The following is a 17,363-nucleotide window of genomic DNA, read 5'->3' on the forward strand; positions in this document are numbered from 1 at the left end:
GATGTATGAAATTATTATTTTATGATATTCTGAGGTTTATAGCAGCCTGTAGAATTTAAGTATGGGTCTGCTGATATAATACATCAGGACGAGAAGAAGAATCCTCCCCAACCAAATCTGCACTTTTTGCCAAAAGGTTAATTGGTTGACAAATTTTGTGGTACTAATGGTTTTTACTTCGACATCTTTTACTTGCTGCGATTTCCAGAAAGCATAGAGTTCCTGTTTTTTCAATTCGCAGTCTACTATGAGTTTATTGTTCTCAAGGCGAACCTTTGGGCTTTTTAAGCTACGCCCTGGTTCGACCTGAGTAACATTCTTAAAAACTACTTTTCCGTTTTGACATTCGAGTAAGGCCCTGAAAGAACTACTGTCTTTTTCGATCTTAAAAATAGTATCGTGTAAAGTTTCTTTGATGGTAGTGGTTTTTACTTTTTCTTCACTTAGAACCGGTTTCGGGCTTCTGCAGGAAACCAGTATTAAGGCTGAAAAAAGCAAAAAAATACTTCGGTTTACGTTTTGGGTCATATAATATAAATTTGATTTTTAGAGCAGGCGGATTGTAATACTTGTATAATCTTTTACAGTATTTTTCTTTTGTGAGGGCAAAGATTAGCCTAAAGTTGTTGTTAAAAAAATAGATGCAAGGAAGTTGAACTACTGTGTTCTAAGATCGTACAGAAGTGTAAAGTGATTGAACTGCAGCTTACAGCGATAATGATTAAAAACAACGTATGAAAAAGAAAGACAGAAAGGAATTTTGAATCAAAGCTTTGCTTGTTTGCTGATCGCTTCTTCTATTTTCTTCAGCTCTATAGTTACCGACGTACATAAAATTTCATATAAAGTCGTACGCGAAATAGGGTAGACCGGACAAATATATTTACGCCAAACAACAGTAGTAGGAATATCTTCTGTTTTGTGTTTGTAATAAAGGTCTTTGATGAGTTTATAACGTAATAACTTATTTCTTTGCGTGCCCAGACTTCTGTTTGTTGATAAAGACATATTTGGTTGAGGTTTAGTGGAATAGATGAGATTAATGTTTTAGATTTTTAGCATGGCGATTTACTCATTTTAAAGAGTCTTTAAAATAATTTCAATTATTGGCATGATTGCGCTACATTCAAAATGAAGTAAGCAAGATCAGATTTGTGTATAAGCAACTTAAAGGAGAGGATACTGCTATTAAAATCTATTGGTTTTACTTTTACCAAAAACAGTATTTTCAAAGCTTTGAAAATATAACGATTCTATAAATTCGGTTGAAGTTGTTTTTCCTTAACCCTTATAAATCGCTTGGGTATGGGTTTTAAATCGTGGATTTTGGATAACTAGTATTGTATATTTAGCGAAAACATAAAGTTCCTTGCGTGACAACTTTCCTTTATAAATCCAATTTCCTTGAAGGTCTTTCGAGATAGTATGACCATTTATTTCATAACTTTTATGATCTGTAATCGGTTTTATCCTTACGCTCATTCTTGTATTGTTTAAAAGTTGTGTTTATTTTAAAGTTTAACCATTCGCGAAATAATACGATAGGTTTAAGATTTGTAATGATTAGCAAGAAAGCCAATAATAATATTGTACTGATATTGTTGTTTGGTTCCATATTAAAAATCTATTTCAGGTTGTAAGTAGTCAAAGGGATCTTGATTAGTGGGTTTATAGTTGTAAAAATCAATTAGTTTAGAAGTTTCTTCTAATTTGGTTTCTATGATAAGTGACACTGGCCTTGGTTCTGCTTCCGGATTCGATAGTATATGCAACCATTGAAACCTTTCCTGATTAATGCAAATTCTTTCCCCGACAGTAAACATTCGCATTTGTTCCGTGCAAAATTGAAGGGATAAGTAGAGTAGGGCAATTCGATTGTTTATCTCAGTTCTATTCATGGCTTCTCTCTAATAACACAGTTCTTAATTTTTTGAGGTCTGATGCAATCAAATAGCGTTCAGAACTATTCGGATTTTCAATTAGCCAGGTTTCCAGTTCCTGAATTTTGGTTTCTATTTGAGAATTTGTCATTTTTTAGTTTTTTTGTTTATGGTTAGGTTTCCTTTAGGTAATTATTTTTTCTTTCTAATTTCAATTTTGTAGCTATAATATTATTGATCTGATAGGGGACTGAAATTGTTTTTTGACCTCCTGTTTTTATCTTTTATCGAATAGAGCAATTCCTGACATTTCAATGTTGCTGTCACTTCATCTATTCAGGATGACCATTATACAGGTATCAGGATAGTCCTTTTTATTTTGCTTAAACAGGATTGTTAACTTTTTTTTCATTGTTGTTTGATTATTTGCTCCATTAATTTTTATTAACTTTGTTTTTAACTCGAAAACAAATATCGAAACTTTTTTCGAATATAAAAATAAAAACGAAACTTTTTTCGATACTATTTTATAATACGTTATATATGAGCACGATAAATGAAAAGATTAACGAAATAGCCATCAAAGAATACAATGGTAATAATAGTAGCTTTGCTAAAGCCATGGGAACAAGTGAGGCAAATATTCGAAATTACAGAAAAGCAACAATGCCTAAATTGGATTTCGTGGTCAAACTTCATGAGACTTTCGAAATAAGTTTCGATTTTCTTTTGTCTGAAAAAGGTATAGACCATCGTTCGAAAAGGAAAGATACTAAAGATTCATTTGAGGAAGAAACGATTGCGTGTAAAATGGTAATAGCAGAAAATGCTTTGTTGAAAGAAAAACTAAAGTTTCAACAGGAACAAATAGAATTTTATAAAAATAATATTGATTTTCTAACTTCACAAATTCCTGTAAAAAAAGCCCTGAGCGCAAAAGAAATTGAGGAGGGACTCAATATTATCGATGAGATTGAGAGTATTTCGCTAAAGAAATCAACTAAATCAGTTAAATGATTCCTTTTCACAAATAAGTAAAGCTTCTAATAGTTCAATAGAAATCTTTCCTTCTAAAAATAATTTACGAAGTAATTTGATATATTCTAATTTTCTTGGAGGCATTGTGTATCTTTAAATTAATAAAATTTTATGGCTATAAACGGTTGATGTTTTCGATGAGTAGAAACATCTTCCATCTTTTAAACTTTCAAAAAAGATATTCATTTCGAAATCTCGATTATATTGTTTTTTCTTTTTTATAATTGGTAATCTTTTGAGCTTCATGTCTATATTATTTAGTTTTTAAAAATAGTAAAATCTGTTTTTATCTTAATTTCTTTCGTTTTATTTAATATTAAAAAAAGGGCTAAACTTTAATTAAAAAGTAAAACCCTGAAATGCCTTTATGTTTTTTTTGAAATGATATGATTCGAGAACATTTTTATTGCATTGTAAATTAGCTTTCATAATAAATCGTTTGATTAACATACCATTAAATTCAATATTTTCTTGTTGGTTTTTGTTCCTGAGGTAACAATTGCTACAATACCTGCAGGAACAAATAAACCACAATAAGTTTCAAAAATTATAACAAAATCGATGCCGCAAAATCAATAAGAGTAAAACTCCCCAATGATTTACTTATATCGATCAGCAGCAATTCGATATTGTTTTTTTTTGATTTTTCCAAAATCTTATTTTTAAATTCACATTTAAAAAATGAGATTCATAATTTTATATTCGATAATTTCCCTGATGATTACCGGAGCGGAATCGATGGTGTTTTTTATAACTTCGACCTATATAGATGTTATAGTTAGTTCATGGAAATAAGATTTGCAGGAACAAAAGAATGAAGTGTATTGTGCCATCTTTTCCACTCCTTTTTTGTGGCCACAATTAATCATCTCTTGGCAGAGTTTTTTTTAGATTTAATACTATTGATTGCTATTTTTGCTTCTAAGTTCAAAGTTTTTTCTTGTTTTTTTGTTCTCAAGACGAACCTTTAGGCTTTTTAATCTACACCCTGGTTCGCTTGAGCAATACTTTAAAAACTTTATTTTGAGTTCGTATTACAATAAAACCTCTAAAACAATATTCTTTTTATTTTAAACTATTTTGTATATAATTGTTATCGTAAGCGTATCGATTTTACTTAGCTTAGAACTGGTTTGTACTAATGCACAAAACCAGCACTAAGACTAAAAAAAACAAAAAAACAATTCATTTTATTTTGTCATTTGATAAGACAAGATCTTAAGAAGGATAAAATGTTATAGTCTCAAAAAACCTTTTATAGCTTTGATTTCTCTTTTTCGTCTACAGACTTTATAGCCTTCGCGGCTTCCGTTATCATTAGTATTTCCTTCAATAGTGTGAATGATATTACCTGTTATTTTTTCAATTAATCCTGTGTGCCCAAGACCTTTTCCTAAATCCAGGATAAAGATATCACCAACCTGAGGCATAGTTTGTTTTAAAAGCGGACTGGAATTGTATTGATCCAGTACACCTCCGGTTTTTTTTAGCGGATTTTTAAGCTTGGTTTGCAGAGCGGCATTTTGTGCACACCAATAAATAAAAGCCATGCACCAGGAATATCCTTTTGTGAGCCCTACGCTTTTTAAATAAATTTCGACTTCGGGACCTGAGTTGCTGTATTTTGGGATTTCTTCAACACCAATTTGAGCGATAGCAATTTCTAATGTTTTTTGAGCAAGTGTCATTGTTGTTTTCCGTTTAATTGTTTGAATTTTTGTAACTCATCAACTAACTGTTGGTTAATAACCATTAGTTCTCTGTGTTGTATTTCCATTTTTTTAATGGTTTCGGTAGCTGCCGTTAATCGTGCAGTAATATCGTCAAGCAGGTCGCGATAATATTTTACTGCATTAACTGCATTGTCAAGTTCTGCAGCTCGATCCTGAGCTAAGGATTTTCTCATAGAGAATATCCAGGTAATAAAGGCGGCAAAAAATGCGGTAAGAGTTGGGTAGATAAATTGTTCCATTCAATGTTTATTATAAGACTTCGATATTTTTTATTAATGAAAAAATGACTGCAATTTTAAAAGAAATGGTAGCTTTTTAATCTTTCATTTAAGTTGTTATTTCCTTTTGAGATTACAAAGATTGGCTTAAAATGGCTGTAAAAAAAATAGATGTATGAGCTTTGCACAGTTATGTTCCAGTACTTTACAAGGTTGTAAAGCAAGTGAACTGTATTATTTTTATCAGGAGTTCTTACAGATAATTTTAAGGATATTATGTAAGTCATTTGTAAGTCAGAGAAAGATTTGAAAATTAAAAAAAATGTAACGGGATATTACTTAATTTAAATTCGTATAAGATGAAAAAAAGCCCGGAACGCAAAAGAAATTGAACTTCGGGCTAAATATTATTGAGGTGATTTATGCTATTTAAAAAAAATCAGTTTAAAGATTCTTTTTCACAAATTAATAATGCTTCCAATAGTTTAATACATATCTTTCCTTCAAGAAATAATTTTCGGATGAGTCTAATGTATTCTAATTTTCTAGTGATCATGATTATGTTTTTATGGTTAAGCTGTAAAATTCGCAATACAGATAATCCGATATTTGAGGTTTCACGTAAAAGACCTTAATCATGATGTAGTTAATATTTAACTTTATCTTAAAAATTAACATTTTGCCAATAAATCAAATTTTATTTTTTTTTATTTTGTAGCATATTAGTTAATGAATCTTTCGTTTAAAGCGCTAAATCATTTTTTTTAATTAAAAACAGATAAAGTACTACTTTTTAAAAATGGGATAAAAAGTATTCCTTTATTTCGATTTAGTCTTTTTTTGTGTTTTTTTTAACTTATAAGATCTAGAAATATAGATTGCTGTAATCACTAAATAAATTGTACTTTTTTAATAATGTAATTTTTTCAGCTTTAAATGTTGTTTTTTCAGGCATGCAATTTTTAAATAAAAAAAGGGTAAAAGTCTAAAACAGACTTTTACCCTTTTTTTATTTAAAAATTAAAAATCACCCATGAGCTGCTACAGCAACGTCAGCCCATTCTTCCCAGGTGGCTAATTTTTGCTCGTAGGTTTGTTTGGCAAATGGTAATGCTACTTTGCCTAAAAACAGACGTAAAGGAGGATTTTCAGCCTCAACCAATTTGATAATTGCCGGAACCGTAGCACTAATTTTCCCGAAAGAATCAGAACGATCTGTTTCCGCAATAGCTTTTTTAATTCCGTCATAAGCGTCAATGCTTGTGCTATTGAATCCATTACCCCAAATATCAGTGATGTAACCGTTTGGTTCTAGTAAAGTGACATTGATCCCAAATTGTTTTACTTCTTGCGCAAGGGTTTCCGTAAGACCTTCCACAGCGAATTTAGATGCATTATATAATCCTAAATTGGGTAAAGTAGCTATTCCTAAAATAGAAGAAACCTGAATGATATGACCGCTTTTTTGATTTCTCATGATTGGTAAAACAGCTTGTGTTAACCACAAACTTCCAAAGAAATTAGTTTCAAATTGCGCTCTTGCTTCTGCTTCGCTTGCTTCTTCAACAGCTCCGTTTAAGGCATAACCCGCATTATTAATCAGGATATCAATTTTCCCGAAGTGCTGATATACTTGTTCTGCCACAGCAAATGAATCTTCGCGTTTGTTTACATCTAATGCGACAGGAAATAGCGCATCACCATATTTTTCTTTTAAATCCTTAAGTGTATCTGTGTTTCTGGCTGTTGCAGCTACTTGATATCCTTTTTCTAAAAATGCTTCTGTCCAGGCTCTTCCAAATCCTTTTGATGCTCCTGTAATTAAAATTGTTTTTGACATGATGTTTAAATATTAATTGTTGATTATAAATTGTGAATGGTTAAATGTGAATTGATGTTTTCTGTAATTATTAGTTGTTTAAAATTGATATTGACTTTTACAATTGATTTTGACTTTTTGAAATGACTGATCGGTCATTTTTGTGGCAAAAAAAAATTAAATAGAATTTTCCTTTATCATAGATTTGAGCGTGTTGGTGATTATTTTCATTTTATTGTTATTCCCGGACATTCTGGCGATTAAGTGCCCGCCCTCCATCATGGCAAACATAACGACTGCAAACTCTTCAGCATTCCATTCGGGTTTAAATTCTCCGTTCGCAATTCCTTTGTGAACACTACTAGCCAGTAATTGTTGACTGGCGTTACAACCTTTGTTTATCTTTTCTTTTATAACAGGATTGGTATCATCAGCTTCTGTTCCAAAATTTAATAACGGACAACCGCCGGTAAGGGGAGGATTAACCGGATTGCTATAGAAATCGATATAAATGAACAATTCGTCTTTTGCCGTTTTGGCTTTGCTTAGTTTTGCTTTAAGCTTATCTCCCAGTATTTTCATGTTATGATCAACTGCGGCGCAGGCAAGGACTTCTTTATTTTCAAAATGCACGTACATGCTGCCTTTAGACAATTTGGTAGCCTCCATTATATCACTCATAGCAGTTGCCGCAATTCCTTTAGTATTAAAAATCGGGGCTGCTTTTTCTATGATGAATTGTCTGGTTTCTTCTCCCTTTGTCATGGTAGTTTTCATTTTACGAGTACAAATATATGACCGATTGGTCATTTGTGCTAATGGTTTTGGTTTTTTGTGATAACTTTAATATTTAAGATCTCGTTTTATAATCAAAGAATCTCACTATAGGAGTAAAGTTTGTTTCACGGAGATTTAAAAATATTGAAGCAGATACATAAAGATTTTTTTTAATGAAAATCTGCATAGAGCAAAATTTAGTGATTTTTGAATAAATATTTTTATTTATGTATTTAACTACGTAGTTTTGTTAAATAAATATTTTGACATATGAAACCGGTAATTGTTCCAATAGAAAATAAATACGCAAATGAGGTTATAGATTTAATCCTGAACATTCAGCAAAAAGAATTTAATGTACCCATTACCATAGAAGACCAACCGGATTTACTGAATATCACTAACTTTTATTACACAGGAGGTGGTTGTTTTTGGGGGGCTTTCATAGCAGATGAATTGGTAGGTACAATTGCTTTAATAAAGTTTAGTGATCAGGAAGCCGCAATACGCAAAATGTTTGTAAAAAAGGAATACCGCGGAAAAGAGTTTTCTATTGCTCAGAAATTATTAGACACTTTACTCCATTATGGTGAGGAAAATGGAATTGATGATTTATATTTGGGAACAGTATCAATATTAGAAGCGGCTTTGCGTTTTTATGAGCGAAACCATTTTATTCGTATAGAGAAAGAATCGCTTCCGGCCGCATTTCCGGTAATGAATGCAGACAATGTATTTTGTCATTTAAAATTAAAAAAATAACGATGAATATAATTGATGAGTCGGGTATTCTGGCCCTTTCGACACGATTGCAACGTCTAAGCGAACAATTGCGAAAAGACGGCGCTTTATTTTATAAATCTTACGGAATTGACTTTGAACCAAAGTGGTTTCCGGTAATTTATACCCTGTATCATAAAGAGGTTCTCAGCGTTGTAGAAATTGCAAACGAAATTGGATATACACACCCTTCGACCATTAGTTTGCTAAAAGAACTGGAAAAGCAGAAATTAATCCGCTCTAAAAAAGATAAAGTAGACGAGCGTAAACGACTTATAGTACTGACGCCAAAAGGGCAGGAGCTTATTTTAAAAATGCAACCCGTCTGGGATGTTATGTCAAAGGTTCTTACTGAAATTGCAGATAACCAGAATAATTTACTTCAGGCGATTAATGAAGCCGAAAGTAAAATAAGAAACCAAAGCTTTTTGCAAAGGGCTTTACAATTAAAAGTAGAGAACGAGAAATAATAACAAGAATTGATAGTGGGTAATTTATAAAGTGATAAATTTATTATGGTGGATACTCATTAATTTATAATTGTATAGCCAAATTATTTTAAAGGAGTCCTAATTGCTTTACTTTATTTATTAGTTCTATATCTCCTCCCTTTTCTAACAAAAAATGGTTTTTAATGCTGGCTTTTCGCTTTTCTATTGAACTTAATGAGAGAGGGATATGATTTGAAATGTCAATTGTCTTAACTCCCTGAGAAATTAGAATTAAAATTTGACTATCATATTCCCCCCAATCAAAATTCCTTTGTATTAATTTTTTTTGAGATTTTAGTATTTCATCACTATAAATGATTTCTTCTGATAGAATTTTTTTGCAAATAGCAGGAAATGATTCAAAATTGACTTCGCTCTTAGAAATAAATCCGTCAGGTTTTATTTCTTCTATGACCCTTTTTACAATAAATGCCTCCGTGTGCATGGTCAATAATAAAATTTTGCATGTTGGATGAGTCTTTCTGATTAAAGTCGACAAATCAATTCCGTTAGAAATGTTTTCCTGATCATAAGGAGGTAAACTAACGTCAATTATTGCAAAATCAAGACTTTTATTTTGCTTCTTAAATTGAAGTATTTTTTTATAGGCAGTTTCACAATTGTAACTTGTATTAAAAAAAGGTTCAACGGTAGTAAAGTACTCATCAGATAATAGATTAACGTAACTATCTACCGTCATCGGATGATCATCAACAATCAGAATATTAAGAGGCATTAGGCTAAGATTTATTTAAAAGTAAACATTACAATGTAAAAATACTAGAAATTAAAGTTTTACAAATGATTTTTTTTACAAAAAGCAAATTTAGAAAAATCTGATATCAAAACATTTTTTTGGTTCTGTACAGATCTGTAATACTGTTCTTTAATTTATACATTTGGAAAGAATTAATAATTAATCATTTTGAAATTTAACCTTAAACTTTTTCTTCCGATAATAGTTTTAGTACTACTCGTTTTATTCTTTTTTTGGGAGAGAAAACAACTGATCCCTCCACCCAGTGCAACTATCCGTTTTAATCAGAAGTATTTTGATACCATTTCAGGTACTGAAAAAATAAAATATCTCGATTCTGTAGTGATACTGTTAAAAGGAAAGAAGAACGATTCAATTCTTAGGGATTTGTATTTAAAAACGGGAGAAGAATACTACTATTTAAATAGTTTAAAAAAATCCTTTGCCTCCAGTGTAATTGCTTTACGATTATCTCAAAAAGAAAATGATAGTTTAAGGATTGCAGAATCACTGTACTATATTGGTGATTGCCATACAACAAAAAGTGACAGTGCCTATTTTTATTATTTGCAGGCTCAAAAAATTTATGCAAAAATTCATGATTATGATCAGTTAGGGCGTATGTATTTTTATAAGGCATGCCTGCTATTTTATGATGGTAAGTTTGTTGAATGTGAAGTAGAGATTACAAATGCACTAAAATATTTAAAGAATTCAAAGAGTGCAAAACTTTTGTATTCATGTAATACGTTAATGGGTAATTGTTTAGAGAAACTTTTGATGTATGATCAGGCGTTAAAATATCATCACTTAGCATTAGGTAATTTAAAAGTGCTAAAGAGAGTTGGTAAAGACACAGATGTAGTCAATAACTACAACATAACCTCTGTTATTAATATATGTAATTTATACGATGTAAAAGGTGACTTCAAAAGATCTGTCAAAGAATTAAGCCCTTTGATAAGCCCGGAATTAGAAAAAAAATGGCCCGCTTTATACGCTGCCGTATTGTCTAATTTAGCCTATTCAAAGATGAAAAATAAAGAGTACAAAAACGTTGAATCAATGTTTTTAAAATCTTTAAAAATTGTAGATAGCCTGGCAGATACTCCTAATTCGATCTATAAAAAGATTCATTTGGGAGAATTCTATCTGACTCAAAAGGATACGTTACATTCTCTGAAATTTTTAAAAGAAGCGTATGACGTTTCTGTTAAAATGAAACATACAAATCAGGTTTTAAATACGCTAAAACTACTAAAAATAGCAGACAGTAAGAAAAAAATGTTTTACGCGAATCGATATATTGAGGTCAGTGATAGTATCAACAGCCTTCAAAGCAGAACCAGTAATAAATATGCCCGGATAGAATATGAGACAGCAAGTCTTGAAGATCAGAATAAAGTTTTGACAAAGAAGAACTTCTATATTTTGATTTTTTCTTTTGCTCTTTTTTTATTGTTGTCTGCCATCTTTGTTTTGATTTATTTAAAATATAAAAACAAAGAACTCAAGTTCGTAAAACAGCAGCAAAATGACAGCGATGAGATCTACCAATTGTTAAACGAGCAACAGGAAAAGATAAATGCGGCAAAGGATGACGAGAAGAATAAAATAGCCAAAGAATTACATGATGGGGTCATGAACAGGATTTATGGAGTGCGTATGAACCTGGGGTTCTTTAATTCTAAAGTAGATGAAAAGACAATTGAAAAAAGAAAGGAGTATATTTTTGAATTAGCAAATATTGAGAATGAAATAAGAACAATTTCTCATGATCTAAGTCAGGATTCTTTTTTAGAAAGTAATGATTTTAATATTTTAGTTTCTAATTTAATTAAAGACCAAAAAGGTGTGAGTAAGACAGTATTTCACTATACAATTGAAGAAGAATTTAATTGGGACGATATTGAGAATATTTATAAAATAAACTTTTATCGCATAATTCAGGAGGCCCTTTTAAATATTCACAAGCATTCTAATGCCAAAAAAGTAGAGGTTAAAGTTCAATTAATTGATAATCATGTTTTAAGATTGTCGATTATTGATGACGGAATTGGATTGGATATTAATTCTGTGAAAAAAGGAATTGGTCTTTCGAACATTAAAGAAAGAACGGTCTCCTTAAAAGGCCATTTTGAGATAAAATCCAGAATGGGGGAAGGCACAGAAATTACAGCAACATTTGTTATTTAAATTTATTAAAAGAGTGATGTGCTTATTATTGAACTAATGTTTTTTCTTTTTTTTCTTTTTCCCCAACCAAATTAATAATCCTGTAATGGGCAATGTTGCTGCAAAAAGAGCAACCAAAAAGGCGACTATTTTAGTGGGAAGACCGTAAATACTTCCGGTGTGCACAGGATAATTAAGGCGTTTTATTTTATCTCCGACAGAAAAGGATTCGTAAGGTCTTGCTTCAATTTCTTCTGCAGTATATTTATCAAAATAAGCAGCGCTGGATTGATTTGGAATCGTTTTTTCTATGTTTTCTTTGAGTACCGTAATACTGTTGATCGTATCAATCGGCATCCTGATTTGAATGTTTCCTGTATAGGGAAAAATGCTGTCGGCTTTATTGTAGATGCTTTGATAAAAAGCGGTATTGTTGAGCTTTGGATCAATTTTTGTTGGATTTTTTACTTTTGCAGAAGGCCTCTTTGTGGTGCCATCAGCCAGAAAATAAACTCCATTCTGAAACCAGTCAAAAGCAAAGGATAATCCGGTTAGGGAAATAACCAATAAAATCAGGAAACTGTAAAAGCCAAAAGTCGAATGAAAATCCCAATTGACTCTTTTAAAAGAAGCATCCCATTTTACTGTTAATCTTTGTTTTAAGTTTTTTATCTTTTTTGGCCACCACAATACGATACCGGAAACAAGCATAAAAGCAAAGATCAAACAAGAAGATCCCATGATAATTTTTCCAGCATCACCCATTAACAATTGCCTGTGTAGGGAAAGAACAACAACAAAAAATCTGCTTTCTTGTGGCGTTGTTGCCAGAACTTTACCTGTGTAAGGATCGATAGAAAAAAATTGTGCCTTTTTATCTGAATCCTTTGCTAAAATTTGCATCGTGCGAGAAGGATCATTAAAAGTATAAATACGGGTAATTTTTTTTATCGAATATTGCTTCTGTAGAATAGTCGTACAGTAATCAATTGTTTTTTTAGTTTTTCCTATTGTTGCAACATTGTAATATTCAGGATATATAGCGCCATCTATTTCTTTCTCGAAAACCAGAATACTACCTGTCAATGCAGCGATAAAAACAATTAAACCGGAACCAAGACCAAGCCATAAATGCAATAGGCCAATATTTTTTTTAAATCCTTTCTTCATATATACTGCTTTCTGTAATCCGTTGTAAAGTAGCTCCGGCAAATTGATTTTGTTATTATTACAATAGAGTTGGGGCGCTTCTAAAATTCTGGCACAAATTTATACTTATTTAGACTGAATATACAGTATCTTCTAAAAAAAATGTTCTTTTTTTATTTAAAAAGAAACATTCAGAGTTTTAGTATTAGATCATAATAAAGCATCTTTTTTTAAAGGTATTTTACCTGTTAATTTTATTGATGCTCCTTTGTATTCACAATTTTAAAAGAATAAAGCTTACAGTTGATTATACTTTAAAAAAGGAAAATCAACTTGATTTAACGTGCAATAGAGAGTTTCTAAATAATAATACAATAGAATAAATAGAAATAGTACTTGTTAAACGATTATTAATTTTTACTTTTGTGTTGTTTTTATTAATTCTAAATAAGAATAAATTACTAACCAAATTTAAAAATCAATGAAATATCTTAATTTAAAGACATCAAAGTTTTTATTTATTATTAGCTTTTTATTTTCAGTCTTTTCTTCTTTTGCACAACAAACCAGCGGAAAAATAAAAGGACAAATCACAACTTCTGATGGAAAATCAGCTTCAGGAGTAACCATTATTCTTAAAAATTCAAAATATAAAACAAGTACGAACAACGATGGTAGTTTTAAATTAAACAAAGTAGCCGAAAACAACTATACTTTGCAGGCGTCTTTACCAGGTTATGAAAGCATCCAACAAGAAGTTACTGTTGTCAATAATGAAGCAGCAGATGTAAAGCTGCAATTGAAATTTTCAGGAAAAGAAGAAGCTTCAGATAATAGCGGTGATCAGCTGGATGAGATTATAGTTTCGGCAAGTAGAAAAGTAGAAACTTTATCCAAAACACCTTCTTCTGTAACGGTAATCAATGCCAGGGATATCGAAGATTTATCGATTGTGAGTCCAAATATCGCTAATATCGTAGCTTATGCGGTTCCGGGTTTAGGATCAGCAACCAATAATACTGGTAATTACGGACAAACACTTCGTGGTAGAAATCCTTTGGTCCTTATTGACGGAATTCCGCAATCAACTCCATTGAAATCTGCAGGAAGAGAAATGCGTTCTATCGATCCTTCAGTAATTGAACGCATCGAAGTGATCAAAGGCGCAACAGCAATTTACGGTAATGGGGCTGATGGTGGATTGATCAATTATATCACGAAATCAGGTAAGACGGAAAAGAAATTTGCCGGATACAGCGAAGGAGGAACTACAGGAAATATAAAAGGAGACAGTACGGCAGGATACAGGTTCAACCAACAATTTTACGGAAAGATCAACAAATTCAATTATATCGTTGGTGGTACTTATGAAAAAACAGGTGTTTTTCGTGATGGCGAAGGAGAAGTTATTTCACCGGAATACGGATTAGGAGAAACTAAAACGTATAATATTTTCACTAAAGCAGGGTATAACCTAACAGACATGCAAAGAATAGAATTGATGTACAACTATTTCAGTTCGAACCAGGATTCTGATTTTATACTTAAAAATGGGGTATATGGGGTAAGTCCTGCAATTGGAGTTTTAGGAAACAGACCGGGAGTAGACGAAGGAACGCGTTACAATCACAATGCAAACCTTCAATATGTAAACAAAGAAATTTTCGGGAATACGTCATTAACCGCCAACTTATATTTTCAGGATTTCCTTACGATATTTTCTAACTCCGCGTTTTTCTACGGAAGCGGACAATCTCAAACAGCTTCTGCTAAAAAAGGTCTGAGAGTGTATTTGAATACGCCATTTACAGTTTCTTCAAATTTTAGTGGTGACGTTACGTATGGTTTTGATTTATTGAATGACAAAACCAATCAAAAACTGGTGGATGGCCGGGTTTGGGTTCCCAATATCAATATGGTCAATCTGGCGCCTTACGCACAATTGTCTACGCAAATTTTTAGCGATTTTAATGTAAAGGCAGGTTTACGAATAGAAAATATTAAAATAAATATCGACGATTACAACACACTTGCGACAGGTGCAAACGGAGCAGGAAGTATTGCTGTAAAAGGCGGTGACCTTACTTATGACGCCTTTGTTTTTAATACGGGTCTTAGATATTCAAGATTTAAATTCTTTAATCCTTTTGTAAGTTTCTCTCAGTCTTTCTCAGTCTTTGATCTTGGTCGTGTGCTTACCAATGCCAAAGAAGATGCAGTATCTAAACTACAAACCAAACCTATTATCGTAAACAATTATGAAGGAGGTTTTAGCAGTCAGTTAGGAAAATTTAATTTGAGTGCGTCCTATTATTTCAGTACTTCAAAATTAGGAACAAACCTGGTGCAGGTCGATGGCTATCTGGTAGCAGAACGTTTACCGGAAAGAGTTTGGGGATATGAAGTTCAGGCCGATTATCAAATTATCAAACAATTGACAGTGGGAGGAAACTACGCTTATGTACAAGGTAGAGGTGATAAGGATTCTGACGGACATTTCTACGGACCTACTGATATTTATTTAAAATCAAACAGAATCCCACCATCTAAAGTAACTGGTTATGCCAAATATGGAGATAAGAGATTAAACGTAGAATTATATTGGATGATGGTTGGTGATCGTGATGTTTTTCAACCCAATGCCAAAGGAGCTTATGCTATTGGTGAAGGTCCAATTCATTCTTTTAATTTATGGAATCTGGCTACGGCTTACAGGGTTACGGAGCAAATCAGGGTAAAACTTGGAATCGAAAACTTATTAAATACAGATTACTACACTACAACTTCTCAGTTTTATGGTACTAATGCTAATTATACAAGAGGAAATGGTTCAAGATTCAATCTGGCTCTTGGCTATAGTTTCTAAAAATATCATATAAAATATTTTTTGTTTTTTTATTGGAGGTTTCTGGCAATCTTTTTTGTCAGGAACCTTTTTTTATTTTAAAAGCTTTCTTTTTTTGCCACAGATTATTAAGGATTAAAATGATTTTTATCCAGACTTTGTAATTATAACCGCGATCTTGTCATTTCTGTAAAATGTGGGAAAAATTCAGTTTCAGTTTCCAGTCCGGATGCAAAATTGCATTGAGAATGAAAACTGAAACTGAGACTTTTTTCTAAGCGTAACTTTCCATTTCAAGCCATTCCTTGAGTAAAGGATAATTCACTTTTCCGTTTGGGGTAAGCGGCACATCTTCTATAGGCATAACTTTTAAAGAATTGGCATGAAGATTCAGTTTTGCTTTTAAGACTTTCAGAATTAATTCTTTATTTAAATTTTGATCTGTGTACATAACAGCCAAATGTTTATCGTTTATTCCTAAACAAATAAAAGTTTGTCCGCCCAAAGCATCCTTCAACAAGAGCTCCGTTTCATCTAGATTGAGCCGCACACCAAATAATTTTACAATTCGTTTTATTCGGCCTACAATATAGTAATACCCCTCATCGTCTATTCTGGCTTTATCTCCTGTATGGAGTTTTTCTTCTTGCTCAAAAAACTGAAGATCGGATCTGATATTCGCATAGCCTCCAAATACATTTGGCCCAATATAAATGAGTTCATCTGTTTCATTATCGATCTCAAATCTCCCGTTTTTGACTGGCAAACCAATCGATGTTCCTTTTCTCAAAAGATCTTTAGGGGGCAGGTACGCCATACGTCCGCAAGCTTCGGTTTGACCGTATTGTGCGAAGAACTGTTTTCCGAATTTTTGACTGAAATCTGAAATGGCTTCGATCAGTTTATGATTCAGCATTCCTCCGGTATGTGTAAGATAGCGTAGTGAAGGATGATCTTTTTTAAAAAATCCGATACTGTATAACATCTCATAAAAATAAGGAACTCCCCCCAAAGTAGCATAACCGTATTTCTTAAAATCACTCCAAAATTCTTTCTGGAAAGCATCTTTATCTGTGCAAACAATTTGAGTCGCTTTGATACAATTCGTCGTAAAAATAGATAGGCCGTACACAAAATTAACGGGCACATTTAGAGGTACAACATCGTCCGCTCGAATAGGCATATATTCCATAATCGACTTTGCATTCTGAACCAGATTTTCATCAGAAAGCCTTACGAATTTTGGCGATCCCGTAGTTCCGGAAGTACTTAATAAAAGCTTTGTTTTGGCATGTATCGGATAAATTAAATTCACATTTCTTTTAAACAATACAATAGTTTCTGAGGCCTTTACAGCAACGTAACCTTCTATGGCAGTTCTGGCAGGATCATAAATGTAATAAGGGGTATATTTTTGTTCTAAATTCTCCTTAAAATCTTCCAGCAAACCCATTCCTAATAAAGCAATGGTATACCTGCTTTGATAAAAGTTAAGTAATGTTTCAATTGCCAGCAACTGATTGTCATTATAGATAAACACTACAGAACGCAGGTTTTCAATTTCCAGAGACTGATGCATTTCTGCAATAGATTTTGAAAGTCCGGTACTGGAATCCGTAAAGGTCAGTTTTTCATTTTTTCTGATTAAGTCGTATAATTCCATAGGTTGAGGTCTGGTTTAATCTGTTGTAATTACTAAAA

At 32.1% G+C, this 17,363-nt stretch carries 15 protein-coding genes; 5 read left to right on the forward strand and 10 right to left on the reverse strand.

Annotated features, from left to right (window positions below; all coding sequences use genetic code 11):
- Positions 1-36 precede the first annotated feature (36 nt).
- The 3 genes from ACQY44_RS22375 to ACQY44_RS22385 form a co-directional block, all read right to left on the reverse strand.
- A complete protein-coding gene (locus tag ACQY44_RS22375; RefSeq protein ID WP_428232491.1) occupies positions 37-528 on the reverse strand; it encodes a hypothetical protein in 492 nt (163 codons plus the stop codon).
- A 237-nt stretch (positions 529-765) separates the two neighbouring features.
- The gene (locus tag ACQY44_RS22380; protein WP_428232492.1) at positions 766-1,008 is read right to left on the reverse strand and encodes a hypothetical protein; all 243 of its coding nucleotides are present in this window, start codon (positions 1,006-1,008) and stop codon (positions 766-768) included.
- A gap of 882 nt (positions 1,009-1,890) precedes the next feature.
- Complete coding sequence (locus tag ACQY44_RS22385) at positions 1,891-2,031, reverse strand: hypothetical protein (protein ID WP_428232493.1); 141 nt, start codon at positions 2,029-2,031, stop codon at positions 1,891-1,893.
- A gap of 392 nt (positions 2,032-2,423) precedes the next feature.
- Between ACQY44_RS22385 and ACQY44_RS22390 the strand changes: the two genes are divergently transcribed.
- Positions 2,424-2,897: a hypothetical protein gene (locus ACQY44_RS22390; protein WP_428232494.1), complete on the forward strand. Its 474-nt coding sequence runs from the start codon at positions 2,424-2,426 to the stop codon at positions 2,895-2,897.
- Between the two features lie 1,256 nt (positions 2,898-4,153).
- Here ACQY44_RS22390 and ACQY44_RS22395 read toward each other — a convergent pair.
- The 4 genes from ACQY44_RS22395 to ACQY44_RS22410 form a co-directional block, all read right to left on the reverse strand.
- Positions 4,154-4,606, reverse strand: a complete 453-nt coding sequence (locus ACQY44_RS22395) for a CHAP domain-containing protein (RefSeq protein ID WP_428232495.1) — start codon at positions 4,604-4,606, stop codon at positions 4,154-4,156.
- Positions 4,603-4,890 carry a hypothetical protein gene (locus tag ACQY44_RS22400; RefSeq protein ID WP_428232496.1) on the reverse strand — a complete coding sequence of 96 codons (288 nt, stop codon included), beginning with the start codon at positions 4,888-4,890 and terminating at the stop codon, positions 4,603-4,605. The genes ACQY44_RS22395 and ACQY44_RS22400 overlap by 4 nt, the downstream gene beginning before the upstream one ends.
- Before the next feature lie 1,006 nt (positions 4,891-5,896).
- Positions 5,897-6,709, reverse strand: coding sequence for an SDR family NAD(P)-dependent oxidoreductase (locus tag ACQY44_RS22405; protein ID WP_428232497.1), 813 nt, complete (start codon positions 6,707-6,709; stop codon positions 5,897-5,899).
- Between the two features lie 156 nt (positions 6,710-6,865).
- Positions 6,866-7,453, reverse strand: a complete 588-nt coding sequence (locus tag ACQY44_RS22410; RefSeq protein ID WP_428232498.1) for a TetR/AcrR family transcriptional regulator — start codon at positions 7,451-7,453, stop codon at positions 6,866-6,868.
- Between the two features lie 282 nt (positions 7,454-7,735).
- Here ACQY44_RS22410 and ACQY44_RS22415 point away from each other — a divergent pair, with 282 nt between their 5' ends.
- Both ACQY44_RS22415 and ACQY44_RS22420 read left to right on the forward strand, forming a co-directional pair.
- Positions 7,736-8,227: a GNAT family N-acetyltransferase gene (locus ACQY44_RS22415; protein ID WP_428232499.1), complete on the forward strand. Its 492-nt coding sequence runs from the start codon at positions 7,736-7,738 to the stop codon at positions 8,225-8,227.
- A 2-nt stretch (positions 8,228-8,229) separates the two neighbouring features.
- Entirely contained in the window at positions 8,230-8,715 is a 486-nt protein-coding gene (locus tag ACQY44_RS22420; RefSeq protein ID WP_428232500.1) for a MarR family winged helix-turn-helix transcriptional regulator, read from the forward strand.
- Positions 8,716-8,803: 88 nt separating this feature from the next.
- Here the strand turns inward: ACQY44_RS22420 and ACQY44_RS22425 are convergent, their stop codons facing one another.
- Positions 8,804-9,472: a response regulator gene (locus ACQY44_RS22425; protein WP_428232501.1), complete on the reverse strand. Its 669-nt coding sequence runs from the start codon at positions 9,470-9,472 to the stop codon at positions 8,804-8,806.
- Positions 9,473-9,661: 189 nt separating this feature from the next.
- Here ACQY44_RS22425 and ACQY44_RS22430 point away from each other — a divergent pair, with 189 nt between their 5' ends.
- Entirely contained in the window at positions 9,662-11,689 is a 2,028-nt protein-coding gene (locus tag ACQY44_RS22430) for a sensor histidine kinase (protein ID WP_428232502.1), read from the forward strand.
- 33 nt (positions 11,690-11,722) lie between these two features.
- Here ACQY44_RS22430 and ACQY44_RS22435 read toward each other — a convergent pair whose 3' ends face one another.
- Entirely contained in the window at positions 11,723-12,838 is a 1,116-nt protein-coding gene (locus ACQY44_RS22435; RefSeq protein ID WP_428232503.1) for a PepSY-associated TM helix domain-containing protein, read from the reverse strand.
- A gap of 460 nt (positions 12,839-13,298) precedes the next feature.
- Between ACQY44_RS22435 and ACQY44_RS22440 the strand changes: the two genes are divergently transcribed.
- The gene (locus tag ACQY44_RS22440) at positions 13,299-15,683 is read left to right on the forward strand and encodes a TonB-dependent receptor (RefSeq protein WP_428232504.1); all 2,385 of its coding nucleotides are present in this window, start codon (positions 13,299-13,301) and stop codon (positions 15,681-15,683) included.
- 253 nt (positions 15,684-15,936) lie between these two features.
- Here the strand turns inward: ACQY44_RS22440 and ACQY44_RS22445 are convergent, their stop codons facing one another.
- Positions 15,937-17,325, reverse strand: coding sequence for an AMP-binding protein (locus tag ACQY44_RS22445; RefSeq protein ID WP_428232505.1), 1,389 nt, complete (start codon positions 17,323-17,325; stop codon positions 15,937-15,939).
- Between the last annotated feature and the right edge of the window lie 38 nt (positions 17,326-17,363).

Source organism: Flavobacterium sp., from assembly GCF_965277525.1.
Lineage (GTDB): Bacteria > Bacteroidota > Bacteroidia > Flavobacteriales > Flavobacteriaceae > Flavobacterium.

Excerpts from the sequence above, each read along its gene's own strand:
- ACQY44_RS22375 (WP_428232491.1), bottom strand. The coding sequence starts at position 528 with ATGACCCAAAACGTAAACCGAAGTATTTTTTTGCTTTTTTCAGCCTTA.
- ACQY44_RS22380 (WP_428232492.1), bottom strand. The coding sequence starts at position 1,008 with ATGTCTTTATCAACAAACAGAAGTCTGGGCACGCAAAGAAATAAGTTA.
- ACQY44_RS22385 (WP_428232493.1), bottom strand. The coding sequence starts at position 2,031 with ATGACAAATTCTCAAATAGAAACCAAAATTCAGGAACTGGAAACCTGG.
- ACQY44_RS22390 (WP_428232494.1), top strand. The coding sequence starts at position 2,424 with ATGAGCACGATAAATGAAAAGATTAACGAAATAGCCATCAAAGAATAC.
- ACQY44_RS22395 (WP_428232495.1), bottom strand. The coding sequence starts at position 4,606 with ATGACACTTGCTCAAAAAACATTAGAAATTGCTATCGCTCAAATTGGT.
- ACQY44_RS22400 (WP_428232496.1), bottom strand. The coding sequence starts at position 4,890 with ATGGAACAATTTATCTACCCAACTCTTACCGCATTTTTTGCCGCCTTT.
- ACQY44_RS22405 (WP_428232497.1), bottom strand. The coding sequence starts at position 6,709 with ATGTCAAAAACAATTTTAATTACAGGAGCATCAAAAGGATTTGGAAGA.
- ACQY44_RS22410 (WP_428232498.1), bottom strand. The coding sequence starts at position 7,453 with ATGACAAAGGGAGAAGAAACCAGACAATTCATCATAGAAAAAGCAGCC.
- ACQY44_RS22415 (WP_428232499.1), top strand. The coding sequence starts at position 7,736 with ATGAAACCGGTAATTGTTCCAATAGAAAATAAATACGCAAATGAGGTT.
- ACQY44_RS22420 (WP_428232500.1), top strand. The coding sequence starts at position 8,230 with ATGAATATAATTGATGAGTCGGGTATTCTGGCCCTTTCGACACGATTG.
- ACQY44_RS22425 (WP_428232501.1), bottom strand. The coding sequence starts at position 9,472 with ATGCCTCTTAATATTCTGATTGTTGATGATCATCCGATGACGGTAGAT.
- ACQY44_RS22435 (WP_428232503.1), bottom strand. The coding sequence starts at position 12,838 with ATGAAGAAAGGATTTAAAAAAAATATTGGCCTATTGCATTTATGGCTT.
- ACQY44_RS22440 (WP_428232504.1), top strand. The coding sequence starts at position 13,299 with ATGAAATATCTTAATTTAAAGACATCAAAGTTTTTATTTATTATTAGC.
- ACQY44_RS22445 (WP_428232505.1), bottom strand. The coding sequence starts at position 17,325 with ATGGAATTATACGACTTAATCAGAAAAAATGAAAAACTGACCTTTACG.